This window comes from Micromonospora sp. NPDC018662 (genome assembly GCF_044391475.1).
GTDB lineage: Bacteria > Actinomycetota > Actinomycetes > Mycobacteriales > Micromonosporaceae > Micromonospora.
The window spans coordinates 459,148-475,946 of sequence record NZ_JBISAC010000005.1; the positions used below are offsets into that span (position 1 = coordinate 459,148).

12 protein-coding genes are annotated in these 16,799 nt (G+C 72.8%); 1 reads left to right on the forward strand and 11 read right to left on the reverse strand.

The window, feature by feature from the left end:
• Position 1 precedes the first annotated feature (1 nt).
• The 6 genes from ACH495_RS18645 to ACH495_RS18670 all read right to left on the reverse strand — a co-directional run bounded on the left by ACH495_RS18645 (position 2) and on the right by ACH495_RS18670 (position 6,084).
• Positions 2-1,450: a magnesium chelatase gene (locus tag ACH495_RS18645; RefSeq protein ID WP_396858957.1), complete on the reverse strand. Its 1,449-nt coding sequence runs from the start codon at positions 1,448-1,450 to the stop codon at positions 2-4.
• A 71-nt stretch (positions 1,451-1,521) separates the two neighbouring features.
• The gene (locus ACH495_RS18650) at positions 1,522-2,580 is read right to left on the reverse strand and encodes a hypothetical protein (RefSeq protein WP_396858958.1); all 1,059 of its coding nucleotides are present in this window, start codon (positions 2,578-2,580) and stop codon (positions 1,522-1,524) included.
• Between the two features lie 73 nt (positions 2,581-2,653).
• A complete protein-coding gene (locus ACH495_RS18655; protein WP_396858959.1) occupies positions 2,654-3,304 on the reverse strand; it encodes a response regulator in 651 nt (216 codons plus the stop codon).
• Positions 3,301-4,551: a sensor histidine kinase gene (locus ACH495_RS18660; RefSeq protein WP_396858960.1), complete on the reverse strand. Its 1,251-nt coding sequence runs from the start codon at positions 4,549-4,551 to the stop codon at positions 3,301-3,303. The genes ACH495_RS18655 and ACH495_RS18660 overlap by 4 nt, the downstream gene beginning before the upstream one ends.
• Before the next feature lie 60 nt (positions 4,552-4,611).
• Entirely contained in the window at positions 4,612-5,109 is a 498-nt protein-coding gene (locus ACH495_RS18665) for a hemerythrin domain-containing protein (RefSeq protein ID WP_396858961.1), read from the reverse strand.
• A 6-nt stretch (positions 5,110-5,115) separates the two neighbouring features.
• Positions 5,116-6,084 (reverse strand): aldo/keto reductase, encoded by a 969-nt coding sequence (locus ACH495_RS18670; protein WP_396858962.1) that lies wholly within the window; start codon positions 6,082-6,084, stop codon positions 5,116-5,118.
• A gap of 66 nt (positions 6,085-6,150) precedes the next feature.
• Here ACH495_RS18670 and mgrA point away from each other — a divergent pair, with 66 nt between their 5' ends.
• A complete protein-coding gene (gene mgrA, locus ACH495_RS18675; RefSeq protein ID WP_396858963.1) occupies positions 6,151-7,149 on the forward strand; it encodes an L-glyceraldehyde 3-phosphate reductase in 999 nt (332 codons plus the stop codon).
• Between the two features lie 10 nt (positions 7,150-7,159).
• On the opposite strand, the gene ACH495_RS18680 is transcribed toward mgrA, so the two are convergent.
• The 5 genes from ACH495_RS18680 to ACH495_RS18700 all read right to left on the reverse strand — a co-directional run bounded on the left by ACH495_RS18680 (position 7,160) and on the right by ACH495_RS18700 (position 16,476).
• Positions 7,160-8,752 carry a DNRLRE domain-containing protein gene (locus tag ACH495_RS18680; protein ID WP_396858964.1) on the reverse strand — a complete coding sequence of 531 codons (1,593 nt, stop codon included), beginning with the start codon at positions 8,750-8,752 and terminating at the stop codon, positions 7,160-7,162.
• Positions 8,753-8,817: 65 nt separating this feature from the next.
• Positions 8,818-11,019 carry a hypothetical protein gene (locus tag ACH495_RS18685; protein ID WP_396858965.1) on the reverse strand — a complete coding sequence of 734 codons (2,202 nt, stop codon included), beginning with the start codon at positions 11,017-11,019 and terminating at the stop codon, positions 8,818-8,820.
• Entirely contained in the window at positions 11,016-12,389 is a 1,374-nt protein-coding gene (locus ACH495_RS18690; protein WP_396858966.1) for an alkaline phosphatase family protein, read from the reverse strand. Before ACH495_RS18690 ends, ACH495_RS18685 begins: the two co-directional genes overlap by 4 nt.
• Positions 12,386-14,029 (reverse strand): glycosyltransferase family 39 protein, encoded by a 1,644-nt coding sequence (locus ACH495_RS18695; RefSeq protein WP_396858967.1) that lies wholly within the window; start codon positions 14,027-14,029, stop codon positions 12,386-12,388. The genes ACH495_RS18690 and ACH495_RS18695 overlap by 4 nt, the downstream gene beginning before the upstream one ends.
• A complete protein-coding gene (locus tag ACH495_RS18700) occupies positions 14,026-16,476 on the reverse strand; it encodes a glycosyltransferase (protein ID WP_396858968.1) in 2,451 nt (816 codons plus the stop codon). Before ACH495_RS18700 ends, ACH495_RS18695 begins: the two co-directional genes overlap by 4 nt.
• Positions 16,477-16,799: the final 323 nt, after the last annotated feature.

Here is a 16,799-nt window from a genome sequence, read left to right on the forward strand (position 1 = left end):
GTCAGCCCCGGCCGCCGTAGACGGTGCGCCCGGACTCGGTGACGTCCTTGCCGAGCCGGCGGGTCAGGTGCAGCCCCTCGAGGACGAACTCGACGCCGGCGGCGGCCTCCGCCGGGCTGGGCGCGTCACCGAGACCGAGCCGGTCGAGCACCTTGGCCAGCCCCGGCACGGTGCCGACCTGGCGCAGCAGCTCGGCGGCGGAGACCAGCTCACCGGTCTCCACGGCGCCGCCCTCGGCGACCAGCGCGGTGAAGCCGGACAGGTCCAGCCCGGCCAGCCGGGCCCGGAACGTCTCCGCGGTGGCGGTCCGCAGCAGGTGCGCGAGCACCTCGATCTCGCGCCCCTCCTCGCCGCTCTCGAACTCCACCTTCCCGCGCAGCGTCGACGTCACCGAGACCGCGTCGCCGACGCGCGCGACCGGCGCCTCCGGGGCGCCGGTGCCGGCGAGCAGCCCGGAGCGGCGCAGCGCGGCGGCGGCCACGGTCTCCGCGGCGGCGATGGCGAACCGGGCGGACACCCCGGAGCGCGGGTCCACCGACGGCGACTCGCGTACCTCGCGGGCAAACCGGGCGAGCACCTCCAGCACGTGCTCCGGGACGGTGGCGGCCAGGTCGGCCTCCTGCCGGATCAACGCCAGCTCCAGCTCCAGGTCGAGCGGGTAGTGGGTCCGGATCTCGGCGCCGAAGCGGTCCTTGAGCGGGGTGATGATCCGACCCCGGTTGGTGTAGTCCTCCGGGTTGGCGCTGGCCACCAGCAGCAGGTCCAGCGGCAGCCGGAGCTGGTAGCCGCGGACCTGGATGTCCCGCTCCTCCAGCACGTTGAGCAGTGCCACCTGGATCCGTTCGGCCAGGTCGGGCAGCTCGTTGACGGCGAACACGCCCCGGTTGGTGCGCGGCACGAGACCGAAGTGGATGGTCTCCGGGTCGCCGAGCGTACGCCCCTGGGCGAGCCGCACCGGGTCGACGTCGCCGATCAGGTCACCGACGCTGGTGTCCGGCGTGGCGAGCTTCTCGCCGTAGCGCATCGAGCGGTGCAGCCAGCCGATCGGCAGGTCGTCGCCGGCCTCGGCCACCCGGGTCCGGCTGGCCGGGGTGAGCGGGTGCATCGGGTGCTCGTTGAGCACCGAGCCGGGAAGCACCGGGGTCCACTCGTCGAGCAGCCCGCCGAGCGAGCGGATCAGCCGGGTCTTGCCCTGCCCGCGCTCGCCGAGCAGCACCATGTCGTGGCCGGCGAGCAACGCCCGCTCGACCTCGGGCAGCACCGTGTCCTGGTAGCCGACGATGCCGGGGAAGCGCTCCTCGCCGGCCCGCATCCGGGCGAGGAGGTTGTCGCGGAGTTCCTGCTTGACCGTGCGGTAGTGGTGGCCGGCGGCGCGCAACGCGCCGAGCGTGGCGGGCAGCTCGGCCGGCGGAACCGGGGAAACCTCAGAGTGAGCGCTCACCCGCACCACGCTAGCTCAGATTTCCCGCACCGCCCGGTGGTCGGTCCCGCCCCGTGATCGGGACCGACCACCGGGGGCGGTCAGCGCCCGCAGCGCCGGCAGACGCCGCGGCGGCGCAGCAGGTAGGCGTACGTGGCGGCGCCGAGCGCGACACCCCAGAGCGGCCAGAGCAGCATCGGCAGCGTGGTGAGGCTGAGCCCGCCGGTCAGTTCCCAGAACCGGGGGGCGGTGACCAGCCCGAGGGAGCCCGCGGTGACCGCCAGCGCGACGAGCGTGGCGGGCGCCACGGCGAGCGACACCGGCACCCGGCGGCCGGCCAGGCCGACCATCCACCGGGGGAACCGCTCGCCCCAGGGGCGGACCAGCCCGAGCGTGAGCACCGCCCCGGCCAGCGCGAAGGCGCCCAGCCCGGCACCGGCCCAGACGATGCCGCTGTCGTGCATCTCGTCGAGGAAGTCGCGGGAGATGCCGAGCGGGATGCCGGCGGCCCAGGCGAGCCGGGTGAGCGCGTACCCCGTGGGGATGACCGCGGCGGTCCAGGCCGCCCAGCGGCCCCAGCGGGCCGCGGCGGCCGCTGTGGTCCAGCCCCGGTCGGCGTCGGCGCGGCCGCAGGCGGCACAGGCCCCGGCGGTACGGCGTTGCCAGCCGAGCACCGCCAGGGCGAGCAGCACCCCACCGGCCATCGCGGCGGTCTTGCACAGCAGCGTCCAGGTGAACACGTCGGCGTAGTCGACGGGCGGCCAGCCGAACGGCGCGCCGACGAGCAGGATCGGCGCGTAGCCCAGCGTGATCAGCACCCGGGTGTCCGGCACCACCACGGCCAGCACGAACGCGACCGCCCAGCCGTAACCGAGCAGCAGCGCGCGCAGCGGCCGGGACGGGTGGGCGACCGGACCGGCCATGGCCAGCGCGACGACCGCGGCGCTGAGCAGCAGCGCCGCGAACAGCGCCGGCCCGACCGACACCGGCACCAGGCGGAGCAGGTTGACGTCGCGGTCCCGGTCGTGGTCGCCGAACGGATAGCCGGCGCCGGTCACGGTGGAGATCAGGGCGAGCACGCCCCAGAGCGCGAGCCAGCCGGCGGCGAGCGGCGCGGTCCGGGACCGGTGACGGGTCGGTACGAGCAGTGCGGCGGTCATGCTTCGAGCCTCGGCTCCCGACGACCCGGGATCCTCCCGGTGCCGGGTGAGGCGACTCCCCCGCCCGGGGGACTCAGCCGGTCGGGACCACGAACCCCGACTCGTACGCGGCGATCACCGCCTGGGTCCGGTCCCGCACCCCGAGCTTGGCCAGCACGTTCCCGACGTGCGTCTTGACCGTCTCGCCGCCGACCACCAGCCGGGCGGCGATCTCCGGATTGGACAGCCCGGCCGCCATCAGTCGCAGCACCTCGGCCTCCCGCTCGGTCAGCCGGGCGGCGGCCAGCCGGTCCCCGCCGTGCCGCCCGTACGCGCCGACGAGCTGCCGGATCGCGGCGGGGAAGAGCAGCGACTCACCGGCGGCGACCACCCGGATCGCCTCCGCCACCTCGGCCGGGCGGGCCCGTTTGAGCAGGAAGCCGCTCGCGCCGGCGCGCAGCGCCTCGTAGACGTACTCGTCGTTCGCGAACGTGGTGACCACCAGGACGCGCGGCGGGTCGGTGGAGGCGGCGAGCAGCCGGCGGGTGGCCTGGATGCCGTCGATGGCCGGCATCCGCACGTCCATCAGCACCACCCGTGGCCGCAGCTTGGCCACCAGCGGCGGCACCGCCGCGCCGTCCGCCGCCTCGCCGACGACGCGCAGGTCCGGCTGGGCGTCGACGATGGCCCGCAGGCCGACCCGGATCAGCTCGTCGTCGTCGACGATCAGCACGTCGATGGTCACCCGGTCTCCTTCCTCGGTGCCGGCAGGGTGGCCCGGACCCGCCATCGGTCCCCCTCCGGGCCGGCGTCGAGCCGCCCGCCGAGCAGCAGCACCCGTTCCCGCATGCCGTCCAGCCCGCGTCCGCCGCCGGTCGGGCCGGTGCCGCCGCGCACGGGGTTGACCAGCTCGATCTCCAGCCCGTCCGGGGGTACGGCGACCCGCAGCGTCACCGGCCCCCGGCCGTGTCGGGCCGCGTTGGTCAGCCCTTCCTGCACGATCCGGTAGCCCTCGCGGGACACCACCGCGGGCAGCGCGTCCAGCGGCCCGCCGACGGTTGACTCGACGACCAGCCCGCCGGCCCGGGCGGCGGCGACCAGCCCGTCCAGCCCGGCCAGCGTGGGGTGCGGCGCGGTCGACGCGGGTGGCCGCCCGGCGTCGGTCTCGCGCAGCAGCCCGAGCACCTGGTCCAGCTCGTCCATGGCCCGCCGGCTGGTCTCCTCGATGGCCCGCAGCGCCCGCCGGCTGAACTCCGGGTCGGTGTCGAGCAGTTCCCGCGCGGCGCCGGCCTGGAGCGTCGCCACGGTCAGCGCGTGCCCCACCGAGTCGTGCAGTTCCCGGGCCAGCCGGTTGCGTTCGGCCAGCCGCACCGCGCGGGCCTCCAGCGCGGCGATCCGTTCGGCCTGGGCCGGTCCGAGCAGCACCGGCGCCATCGAGGCGGCGAGCGCGCCCAGCCCGGCCACCGCGTAACCGAGCGCTACCAGGACGGCCACCCCGGCCAGCCCGGCCGGCACCGGGCGGGACGGGTCGAGCGGCCCGAAGCGCTCGCCCGGCCCGGCCCCGGTGTCGATCCCGGTCAACCCGACGACGAAGACGAGCGCCATCGGGAACGCGCTGATCGCGGCGAACAGCACGGCCGCGCCGGTGCCCAGGTGCATGGCGATCCAGAGGGCGGCCCGCAGCCGGGTCTCCCGGTCGACGCGGTGGCCCGGCACCGGCTCCGGCAGGTCGACCGCGAGCAGCGCCCGGGCGGCGGCGATCTCCAGCGCCCGGCTGCCGGCCAGGAACACCGGCACCAGGGCCAGCCCGGCGCCGACCAGCAGCAGCCCGAAGCCGAGCGGGCGCGGCACCTCCGTCGTGGTGAGCAGTTGCGCGAACGCCACCACCAGCAGCGCGTACGGCAGCGCGAGCACGCCGCCGAGCAGCAGGAACACGGCCCGCCGCCAGGTGGTGCCGCGCACCAGCGGCGCGAGCACCCCCCGGACCGTCATCCGGTCATTGTCCCGCCGCCGCCCGCCGCGCGACTCCCCCGCGCCGGGGAGATCGTTCGCTCAGCGGTGCTCGCGCACGTACTGCTGCGGGTCCTTGTCGCGGAACGGCAGGTCCCGGCCGTTCTTGTGCTCGCCGTAGAAGGTGAGCCAACGCGCCCCCAGCTCGGCCCGCAGCTCCACGCTCGCGTGCCGGCGGAAGTCGGGCAGCGCCTCGTCCTCCTCCTCGGCCAGGTGCTCGCTGTTCTCCCTGCGGGCCGTGCCCACCGCCGCCCACCAGGCGTCCGAGCCGACCTCGTGCAGCTTGGCCTCGGCGATCGCGTCCCGGATCTTGTTGTGGTCGCCGATCGCGTCGGCGGTCTCGTCCTCGCCGTCGTCGCCGTGCTTCACCAGGTGCGGATAGAGGATGGCCTCCTCCGCCTCGGCGTGGACGTCCAGGTGCAGGGCGAGCGCCTCCCAGATCGCCAGCATCTCGGCCGGGTCACGGGCGTCGTCGAGTCGGGCGAAGCCGCGCCGGAAGGCGGCGTGGTCGTCCAGGATCAGTGCGGTGATGTCGTCCATCTCCGCTCACTTCCCCATTCGGGCGCGGATCATCCCTGGCACCGCGGCCAGGCCGGTGACCGGCCGGAACGCGTGCGCGGCGGCGACCAGCGCGGCGTACTCGTCGTCGGCCAGGTCGATGTCCGCGGCGGCCGCGTTGCGTTCCATCTGCTCCACCCCGGAGGCGCCGGGAATGGCCACCACGTTCGGGTGCCGCAGCACGTACGCCAGCGCGATCTGGCTGGGCGTGGCGTCGTGCGCGTCGGCCACCTCGCGCAGCGTGGCGATCAGTTCGGTGCCGCGGGCCAGGTTCTCCGGCAGGAAGTACGGGTTGGCCCGGCGCACCGCCCCGGCCGGCGGGTTGCTGGCGTCGTAGCGGCCGGAGAGGAACCCCTGCGCCAACGGGCTGTACGCGATGACGATCCGGCCGGCCTGCTCCGCGTACGGGATCAGATCCTCCTCCGGACCGCGGTCGATCATGCTGTAGCGGACCTGGTTGCTCAGCACCCGGCGGCCCAGCGCGGCCTCGGCGAACCGCCACCGGCGCAGGTCGTAGTTGCTGACCCCGACCTCGCCGACCAGCCCGACGTCCTGCAACGAGCGCATGCCGCGCATGGTGGTGGTGTCGGCGACCACCGGGTTGGCCTGGTGCACCTGGTAGAGGTCGATGCGGTCGACGCCGAGCCGGGCGGCGGAGGCGACCGCCCGCTGCTGCACCACCGGGGCGACCGGGAGCAGCGGGAAGATCTTGCTGGCCACCACGACCTTCGCCCGGTCGTCGCCGAGCGCCGCGCCGAGGATGCGTTCGCTGCGGCCGAAGCCGTACAGCTCGGCGGTGTCGAAGAGGGTGACGCCGAGGTCGAGCGCCCGCCGCACGATCTCGGCCGCCCGGCGCTCGTAGTCGGGGCCGTAGCCCCACTCGCGGGAGCCGAACTGCCACGTGCCGAGGCCGATCTTGGAAATGGGCTTGGGGGCGTCGAGCCGCACGAAACGCATGGCCCCGACGCTACCCGCGTCGCGGTGGCCGCACGCCGGTTCACCGGCGGGAGGCAGAATGACCGGGTGACCTACCTCGCCAGCGACGACCGTTACGACTCCATGCTCTACCGGCGCAGCGGCCGCAGCGGGCTGAAGCTGCCGGTCATCTCCCTCGGGCTGTGGCACAACTTCGGGCCGGACCGACCCTTCGAACGGCAGCGCGACATCGTCCGCCGCGCCTTCGACCTCGGCATCACCCACTTCGACCTGGCCAACAACTACGGCCCGCCGCCGGGCGCGGCGGAGGAGGTGTTCGGCCGGCTGCTCGCCACCGACCTGAAGCCCTACCGGGACGAGCTGGTGGTGTCCAGCAAGGCCGGCTACCTGATGTGGCCCGGCCCGTACGGCGAGTGGGGCTCCCGGAAGTACCTGATCTCGTCGCTGGACCAGTCGCTGCGCCGGCTGGGCCTGGATCACGTGGACATCTTCTACTCGCACCGGTTCGACCCGGACACCCCGCTCGAGGAGACGATGGGCGCGTTGGACGCGGTCGTCCGCTCGGGCAAGGCGCTCTACGTCGGCATCTCCAACTACGACTCGGAGCAGACCGCCCGGGCCGCCGAGATCCTCCGTGACCTGGGCACCCCGCTGCTGATCAACCAGCCGTCGTACTCGATGCTCAACCGCTGGACCGAGTCCGACGGCCTGCTGGACACGCTGGACCAGGTCGGCGCCGGGTGCATCGCGTTCAGCCCGCTGGCCCAGGGCCTGCTCACCGACCGCTACCTGGGCGGCATCCCGGCCGACTCGCGCGTGCGGACCAGCGTCTTCCTCAACGAGAGCGACCTGGACGAGGCGCGGATGGCCACCATCCGCGCGCTCGCCGAGGTGGCCCGGCGGCGGGGCCAGAGCCTGGCCCAGCTCGCCCTGGTGTGGGCGCTGCGCGACCCGCGGATGACCAGCCTGATCATCGGCGCGAGCAGCGTCGAGCAGTTGGCGGGCAACGTCGCCGCGCTGGACGACCTGGACCTCGTCGGCGAGGACCTGGCCGAGATCGACCAGATCCTCGCCGGTGCCGGGTGACGTCGGGGCCCTACTGGAAGATGGTCCCGTTGCCGGCGTCCCGGACCGCGCTCACCCGGTTCGGGGTGAACGTGTTGGCGGGCCCGACCACTGTCGCGTTGCAGCCCTCGGTGACGTAGAGCCCGTAGCGCTGCGTCCGGACGGTCTGGTCGTCGATGGCCACGTCACCGCTGACCACGGTGTCGACACAGGTGATCCCGGTCGCGGTGGTGACCCGGATGCCGTCCCGGTTCGGCGTGTCGTCGGAGCTGTTGGTGATCTCGTTGTCGAGGATCCGGTTGTCGGTGCCACTGTTGATGTTGATGCCGTCCTGCCCGGCCTGATTGATCACGTTGTCGCTGATGACGTTGTGGTCGGCCGTCTTGTTCGGCTGGTCGGCGGTGGACGAGGCGCGGTTGACCTGGATGCCGTGCCCGCCCACGTCGGTGATGGTGCAGCCGGTGACCGTGTCGCCGCTGGTCGCCAGCAGTTCGACGCCGTCGCTCTGGGCGCCGCTGATGACGCAGTCCCGCACCGTGTTGCCCATCGACGTCCAGGTCTGGTTCTTGCCGTCGAACACGATGCCCCGCCCCCGGGACGCGGTCACCCGCACCCGCTCCACGAGCATGTTGTTGCCGTCGTCGAAGTCGAGCGCGTCACTGGTGCTCCGGAACGCCCCGCCGGCCGAGACCGCCAGGTCCCGGACGATCACGCCGTCCCACCCCTTGGTGTTGAACGGCTCGGTGTCCCCCGCCGACGAGTTGTCGTTGCGGATCAGCGTGTCGTACATGCCGGCGCCGACGAAGGTCACCCGCCGGATGCCTTCCAGTTTCATGTACTCGGCGCCGAAGTCGAACGTGCCGGCGCCGAACCGGACCGTGCCGCCGCCCAGCCGGTTCAGCTCGACCACGGCGCTCTCCAGCACGGTCTTGAGGCTGCCGGTGTAGGTCTCGCCGGTGACGTCGGAGGCCGCCCGGTAGGTCGCCGACCCGGTCCTGGTCACCACGTACGGCGACGGGTTGGGTGGCGCCGGCGTCAGTAGCTGCGGCTTGTTGACGCCCTCCCGGCTGGTCACCCGGAGCCCGGTGTCGTTGGTGGTGGTGAGCGCCACGGTCACCGGCCCGTTGCCGGTGACCAGCGAGGAGACGTTCATCGACACCCAGGTGTCCGCGCCCACCGGTCCGCTGCGGACGGTCGTCTCGCCGACGGGTGGGGCGTTGTCGTAGGTGATCGTGCTCTCGTCCCAGGTGTGGTTCGACACGGGGTGGACGTCCACCCCGGTGCTGCTGGCGGTCTCGACGTAGAGACGCAGTACCGCCGTGGGGTCCGAGTCGACGTCGGTGACGTCGAAGCGCAGGTAGGCGACCTGCCGGGGCACGGCGTCGACCCGGAGCGAGGCGGTCCGGCCCGCGTTGACCGTCGGATGGGAGGCATCCACCCAGGCGTCGGCGGCCGGGGTGAGCGTCACGGCCGCGGCCGCCCTGGCGACCTCCGCCGCGGTGGTGGCGTGCGGATCGGCCCGGGTGGCGGCGTGCGCCGCGGTGGCGGGCGGGGCGAGGCCGACCAGGACCAGGACCAGGGCCGGCGCCAGGAGACGGAGCGGGGATCGGGATCGAGTTGTCATTGCTCCTCCAGAACGGTGTGGAGGGTGGCCCGGGCCGGCCGCGACATCGATGGTGGGTCGCCCGGTCAGTGGTGGAGCGGCGCCTCCTCGGACCGCGCGGCGCCGGATGGGGTCGACGGCGAGGCGGCGGCTCGCCCACGCCGTCGACGGCGGTACAGCCAGAGCGGCACCAGGACCACCGCGCCGATCGCCAGGATCAGCGCGGCCCAGGCGGGCAGGCCCCAGTCGTCGCCCTCGGCGGTGCTGCTGTCCAGTTGCGCGTCGGGATGCGGGGCGACGCCGAGCAGGTCCGCCAGCACCTCCAGGTATCTGCTGCCCCACTGTTCACTCGGTTCCACGTAGGTGTTCTCGGTGAACTCGTTCCAGCTGATGACGCCGAGGGCGTCGGGCTGGGAGAGCCGGGCGGCGGCGAACGACGCGCGCAGGGTCTCGCCGTCCCGGCGGGGCACCTCCCTTCTCCCGCCGATCTGGCGGGCGTCGAAGCCGGGCGAGACCGGGGCGATCCACAGTCCGCCGCGCAGGTGGACGGCCCGGGACATCGCGGTGAGCTTGTCCCGGCTGCGGTCGACGAGCGGATCGGCGGACGACCAGTAGTACGCCTGCCCGTCGAGGGTCGACTGGCTGTTCACCACCGAGACGCTCTTGGCGGTGCCGAGGACCTGGAGTTTCTCCTGGGCCTGACGGACGGTGTCGGCGACCTCGGTGGCGGAGTAGCGGTCGCTGCCGTTCCAGATCACCACCGGCTGGTCGAAGATCCCGAAGACCGGGTCGGCGGCGTAGCGTTCGGCGAAGAGGGCCAGGTCCGTCCGAACCGTGGCCAGCGGCAACGGCTTACGGCTGAAGTCGATGCCCTGGTAGACGATGCCGAGCCGGAAGCTCTCGGCGCGGGCGACCTCGACCAGCGCGGCGAGTCGCTCGTCGAGCTGCTCGGTGTGTTTCCAGGAGACCAGGAAGCCGGTGATTCCGGCGGCCTTGGCCATCCGGACGTGCCGCCGCATGATCTCCTCGTCGTCGCTGGAGTAGCGCCCGAGCACCGGGTAGTCGCTCTTCGCCCTGTTCCACGAGCTCGGGTTGAACCAGATGTAGTAGTAGGCCAGCACCGGGACCGGCGACGACGTCGGGGTCGCCGCGGGCCCGGGCCCGGAACGGGCGGGCGCGGCCGACGCGCGGCCCGCCGGCAGGCTCGCCGCGGCGACCGTCAGCAGCACCAGCACCAGCACCAGGCCGGCGGCGGCACGTGGCCGCCAACGGCGCCGGCCGGGCCGCCGGCGCGCGGCGCGGCGGAGCGCCCGGAACGGGCGGCGCAGGTGCGGGCGGCCCAGCAGGACCAGCCCGACGGCGACCCCGAGCACGCCCACCGCCACCAGGCTCAGGTCGACGACGCTGATCACGGTGAGCGTCACCTCCTGGTCCCGGCTGATGGTCACCGGCCGGCCGAAGGAGAGGCCGCCGCCGCGCACGGTCAGGGTGTAGGTGCCGCGGGGCAGGTCGGGGACCAGCACGGTGCCGTCCGGGTCGAACCCCAGGTGCTGGACCCGCCCGTCGGCCCGGGTGAGTTGGATCCCGCTGCCGGCCCGCCGGGGGAAGAACATGTCCGAGGCGGTGAACGACACCTTGAAGAAGAGCAGTTGCACCACCCACGCCTGCCGGTCCCAGGGCACGAACTTCTGGCCGGCGCGGTTGACCACCGAGGTGCCGTCCACCATCACGGCGTCCACCACGTAGTAGAGGCGTTTCGAGGCGAGGCCCCGGGGTCCCTGCTGGGTGCGGCTCTCGGCGACCCAGAGCGGCTTCGTCAACTGGTCGCCGGCCAGCTCGATGATCTCGCCGGTATTGCTGCGCAGCCGCATCGCGGTCGCCCGCCGGGTCGGCACCGGCGATCCGAACCGGTCGGTGTAGCGCCAACTGACGCGCCGGACGGTGCGCAGGCCCACCTCGACGATCCGGTCCCGTACGCCGTGGTCCAGGCTGCCCCGGATGCGGTCGAGCATCACCTTCCGGTCGCCGCCGACCGTCGCCGAGCCGACCGTGAGCCGCTTGTCGAGCCCGAGGAAGTTCTTCACCCGGATGTTCACCCGGCCCCTGGCGTCCGAGCGGCCGGTGTTGCCGTCGACCGCGACCGGCACGCCCCGGATCGGCGGCACCATCTGCAGGTGCAGCGTGCCGGGCAGCGCGGAGCGGGGTGCGGCCGTGGCGGCGACCGGGGTGAGCAGGACGCCCAGCAGCACCAGGATCAGCGGCGGCAGCAGCCGGCGGGCGGCGCTCACCGGGACCGCCGCCGTCCCCGTACCGCCGCCGCGCCGACCAGCGCGCCGACGAGCAGCAACGCGGTGGCGTACGCGCCGTAGACGGGCCGGGGGTCGGGCCGTTTCAGTGCGACCGGGGTGCGTTCGGCGCTGAGCAGGACGCCGGGGCGTGGCGGCGCGTCGAAGTCGAACGCGTCGAGGAACGTGTTCGCCCTGGCGTCCCGGCTGGCGAGCGGTTTCAGCCGCCAGTTGATCTCGATGAACTTGAGCACCGAGGTGAAGTCGAGCGTGGTGGAGTCGACCCGTCCGCGCCGGGCGTACGGGCTGACCAGCAGTGCCGGCACCCGGAACCCGTAGCCGTACCGGTCGACCTTCGGCGGCGTGACGTGGTCGTACCAGCCGCCCCAGTCGTCGTACGACCAGATGAAGGCCGACGAGGACCACTCGGGGGACCGCATGAGCTGCGTCAGCAGCGCCCGCACCAGGTTCTGGCCGGCGCCGATGTTGCCCGGCGGGTGCTCGCTGTTGCCGGCCGGCGCGATGAAGGAGACCGCCGGCAGGTCGCCCTTCGCCGCGTCCGCGTAGTACTCGTCCAGGTCGACGATCTTGGAGAACAGGCGCGGGTCGTCGACGTAGCGGGCGTACCCCAGCAGCGGCACCCAGATGACCTGCGCGCCCCGGTCGATGTCCTCCTCCTCGACCCGGGACCGGAACGTGATCGTCGGGTCGTAGTTCTGCACGTAGAACTTCCAACTGATCCCGGCCGCCTCCAGCCGGTCGAAGATGGTCGGGATGTTCCCCCAGCCGGCCGCCGGGATGGTCTCCGCCTTGCCGGCCGCACCCGGGCCACCGGTGACCCGGTACATGTGGTTGCGGATGCTGCCGGAGTGCGAGGAGCTGAAGAACCGGTCGAAGAGCACGTACTCGTCGGCCAGGTTCCAGTAGTACGGCAGGTCGCGGTCGTCGTAGTAGGCCATCGCCATCCGGCCGTCCTTGCCGGCCCTGCTCACCCCCTCCACGAAGCCGTTCATCCGGCCGCCGTTGTACTGCTGGGCGAACGCGTCGGCGGAGTGGTCGAGGTCGATCGCGCCCAGCTTGCCGATGTGGAACGGCTTGACGCAGGGTTCCGGCAGGTCCGACCGCATCGGCATGCAGACGTCCTTCGGGATGCCGTCCACCCCGGGCCGGGTGCCGAAGTAGTTGTCGAACGTGTGGTTCTCCTGCATCAGGAAGACCAGGTTCTCGATCGGCGTGGTCGGTGCGGTCGGCGTCGCCGGGGCGGCCGACGCGGCGGCCGGCGCCACCGCCACCGCGGACAGGGCCAGCAGCACGGCGACGGCCGACAGCCGCGACGCCCGGCGCCGGAGGACGGAATCGATCCGACGGGTCATGGCCGCACCTCATAGATGATGATCACGGGAACCGGGACGTCGCGACCGGAGGAGTCGGCGGCGCCGACGTACTCGGTGTGCACGATCCGGCCGTGGTAGCGCCGCACCAGGGTCGCCAGCCGGTCGGCGAAGAACGTCGAGCGGCGCGCGGAGAACGAGTCCCAGACGATGTAGTGCAGGTTGTTGTTGCGCAGCCACCCGTCCGGGTTGTTCAGCGCCACGTAGGACGGGTTGCGGTGCAACGGGTTCGGGCTGACCGACAGGCCGTAGCTCTGCCGCTGGCCGTAGTAGCGGATGATGTTCGACATGGACGGGCCGAGCGTGAGGATCACCGACCCGTCCGGTGTGTGATCGGTCAACCACCGGCCGGCCTCCCGGCCGCCCGGCACGCCGCCGGAACCGGCCAGGAAGTGCGTCCCACCCTGCTGACTCACCGCCCGCCAGGCGGGCCCGAGCAGGCTCAGCGCGACCGCGGCGACGGCCGCGAGCCGCACCACCAGGTGGACGCGGGCCCGGGGCATCACCCGCCGGGGGACGGCCACGAGCCGGGCCGGCACCGGCAGGACGGCAAGCGCCCGCGCGGCGAGCACCGCCACCGGCACCACGACCGGCAGCAGGTACTGGAAACCCTTGACCGGCCAGAGCTGGAAGAACACCACCGGGACGGCGATCCAGGACAGCAGCAGCGTCTCCCGCCAGCTCCGCTGCCGGCGGGCCCACCACAGGCCCCCGAACGCGGCGAGCAGCACCAGCAGCCCGATCGACGAGGGCACGTTCTCCAGGTAGAAGGACATCGGGTGGTTCGGTCGCCGGAACAACTGCCAGACGAGATAGTTGCGCCCGGTCTCGGTGCGGCCGGCCAACGCCTGCGAGACCGGATGGGTGGCGAAGACCAGCGCCAGCACCGGCAGCGCCAGCAGCGTGGCCCGCACCGGCCGGCGTACGCCGGGGGTGAGCGCCAGGAACGCGTAGACGCTGCCGGCCAGCACGATGCTGGTCTCCTTGGCCAGCATCGTGACGCCGAGCATCGCGGCGGTGGCCACGTACCAGAGCGCGTCCTGCCGCTGGACGAACCGGACCATGCAGTACAGCGTGAGCGTGGCCAGCAGCACCATCGGCCCGTCCAGCAGCACCTGACGGGTCACCACCACGTGGTACGGCATCACGGCCAGCAGCAGCGCCGCGACGAGCCCGACCCGCCGGTTGTAGAGCCGCGCGCCCAGCGGGTACACCGCGAGCACGGTCAGCACCCCGAGCACGACGATGACCAGCCGCCCGGCCACGTCCACCTCGCCGACCCGGAAGAACGGCGAGAGCAGCGCCTGGACGAGCATCGGGTGGGCCCGGAAGACCGGGAAGTACTCGGTGTAGCGGGGGTTGCCGGCGAGCGAGGCGGCCTGCCCGGCGTACACCGCCTCGTCGCTGTTGAAGCCGAACGCGTCGATCTGCCACGTCCTGACGAACAGCGCCAGCACGGCGACAGCGGTCAGTCCACCGGCCACCTTCCACCGGGGCCGACGCAGTGCCGGCAGCCAGGCCGGCGGCGCGGACCCCGGCCACTTCCGGCCCCCGGTTCGTCGCTCGTCGCCCGTGCGCTGCTCGGGCAGCGTGTCGGTGAGGGCCGGATGGCTCACGCTCACGCCGGCTCTCCCGCCACGGTCAGGTCGCCGCGCCAGCGCGGCCACGGCTGGGCGGGCACCATCGGGGCACCCCGACCGGCACGTTCCTCCCGGAGCAGCCGGGGGATCTCGTCGGCCCAGCCGAAGGTGTCCGAGACGACGACCCGGCTGCGGACGTGGGACAGGAAGCTGGCGAGGATCTCCCGCTCCCGCGCCCGGAGCTGGACGTACCCCTGGCCGTCGATGGTGATGGACGGCGCGAGGTAGCGGAACGGCGGGAACCCGTACGCGTCGTCGGTGTTGTCGATCATGCGGTCGAGCGTGTCGGCGGCGCCCAGCTCGGTGATGTCCGGCTTGCCGCGCTCGATGACGAACAGTTCCTCGACCCGGGTGGTGGTGCCGATCCGGCAGGGCACCAGGCGGTCGACGCTGTACTTGGGCGGCGGGATCAGCAACTGGGTGAGGGCGTTGATCCCCATGATCGGCAGGTTGAACCGGCTGAGCGTCAACGCCAGGGACCGACCGCCCTTGGAGTGCAGGCGGCTCTGGAGTTGCAGCCGCCGCCACTCGGCGGGCGTCAGGTCCTGCGCCTGCACCGCCCGCAGCGTGTGCGCGCTGATGGTGAGCGGCTTGGGGAAGCAGGTCGCCACCCCGTCCGGCCGGACGATCGTCATGTCGTCGGAGAGGAAGAGGCCGCCGTGGTCACGCAGCAGCCGCAGCACGGTGGCCGTCTTGCCGGTGTCGGTCAGCGCCGAGAGCATCACCCCGACGCCGTCGAGCGTGACGCACGCGGAGTGCAGCAGCATGTGCCCCCGGGCCACCATGACGAACCGGAGCAGCGCCTCGATGATGTTGGTGTAGACCACGTGCGGCGAGTGGGCCAGCAGCGGGCCGACCTGGATCTCGATCGGCGGGCCGAGCTGGATGCGGAAGTTCGCGCCCCACCGGCCGAGCTGCTCCTCGTAGCGCAGCACGGACTGGTCGGCGTACTGGGTCATGGCCGCGCGACGCTGCGGTCCGCGACCGCCGATGTCGCTGACCCGCACCGCGATGTCCACCTCGGAGTCGGGCACCCACTGGGCCCGGAAGAACTCCAGCTCCGGCAGCATGATCTGCGAGCCGATGGTGACCACGCCGGCGACGTCGTAGCGGTACTTGAGGTATTGGTAGCGGCGGCGCGACGGGGTGCTGCGCGCCTCGGAGGCGCCGGCTACCAGCAGCCGCACCGGGTCGCGCCGGGCCTTGTCCACGGCGGTGTAGATGACCCGGTCGTTGACCAGGAACCGGACCAGGAAGAGCGCCACCAGGGTGCCCGCGTTGGCGACCAGGATGCCGACGCCCGCCCAGACCAACGCCTGGAGCACTGGCAGCCGCAGCAGCAGCAACACGTTGTTGAGCAGGAAGAACCGGGCCGCGCGGGCGGCGAACGAGCTGTGCCGGTTCCGCCGGTAGATCAGGCTGTCGATCAGCAGGAAGTTCCACGAGGTGGAGACCTGGGTGGCCAGCGCCGCGCCGACCAGGTGGTGCATCCGGGCCGGTTCGTAGCAGAACCAGAGCACGGCGGTGTTCACCACCATGCCGGAGAGACCGACCATGCCGAACGCGATCATCCGGCCCAGTTCGCGCAGGCGTTCGACACGGGTGCGCGGGCTCCGCCGGATCTGCCCGACGAGGCGGCGGCCCCGCAGTCGGGCCAGGTGCCGCAGGAAGGTCACGCCCTCCCGCACGGACGCCTTCGACCGGCCGTCGTGCCGGGGCGCCATGTCGTACGCCACCTCGGCGACCCGGGCGCCGGGGTGCCGCACCAGCAACTCCAGCAGCACCTTGAAGCCGGTCGGGTTCATCCGGTCCAGGCGCACCGCGGCACGGCGGAAGGCGAACAGCCCGCTCATCGGGTCGCTCACCGTCGCCAGTCGGCGCGGGAACATGCCCTTCACCAACCGGGTCGCCCAGGACGAGGTGGCCGTCCGGAGGGGACCGTCGAGGCCGCCGGAGGAGCCGTTGCCGGCGTACCGGGTGCCGATGACGACGTCGACGTCGTGCCGCATGGCGATCCGGGCGAGCATCGCCGCCGCCTCCGGCGGGTGCTGGAGGTCGGCGTCCATCACCAGCACCCACTCGCCGCGGGCGTGCGCGGTGCCGAGCAGGACCGCGCCGCCCAGACCGCCGGCGCGGGCGTGCGGCGGCCGGTGCAGCAGTCGTACCGGGATCGACGCCTCCCCGGCCACCCGGGTGAGCACGCCCGGCGTGCCGTCGTCGCTGTCGTCCACCACGAGGAGTTCGGCGTCGAGCGGCGCCAGCAGTGGGCCGAGCCGCGCCAGCAGGAGCGGGATGTTCGCTGCCTCGTTACGAGTCGGCACGATGACTGTCAGCCGGGGCGGGCGGCCCTCGTCCGCCGCGCGCAGCTCGCGGAGCTGCGCCTCCGGCTCGGTTCGCCGGTCGCGAACTCCGGATCCGACTCTGTTCATGACAACCCCCACGGTCGGCACGAGCGGCGTGAGCCACGGTGATGACGGGCACTGATGCAGAACCGTCCGCCGGAGAAACGAATTGTTTTCCCCGGAGCCCAGCAAGGGACGAACCCGCAGTACGGGGTGGCGGCTCGGATACGCAAAGAGTACGGAGGGTTAACAGCGGACTTCCAGTTCCTGAAACGTCAGCACACCGACATGACCAATAAGCGAAGCCGACCGCAATGGTTCACACATAGATGAGGCACGTTCCCAGCTCAGGGGCGATGCGCGCAGGTCATTCACCTTGCCGCGCGCCACGCGTCGCGCCACTCGAAAAA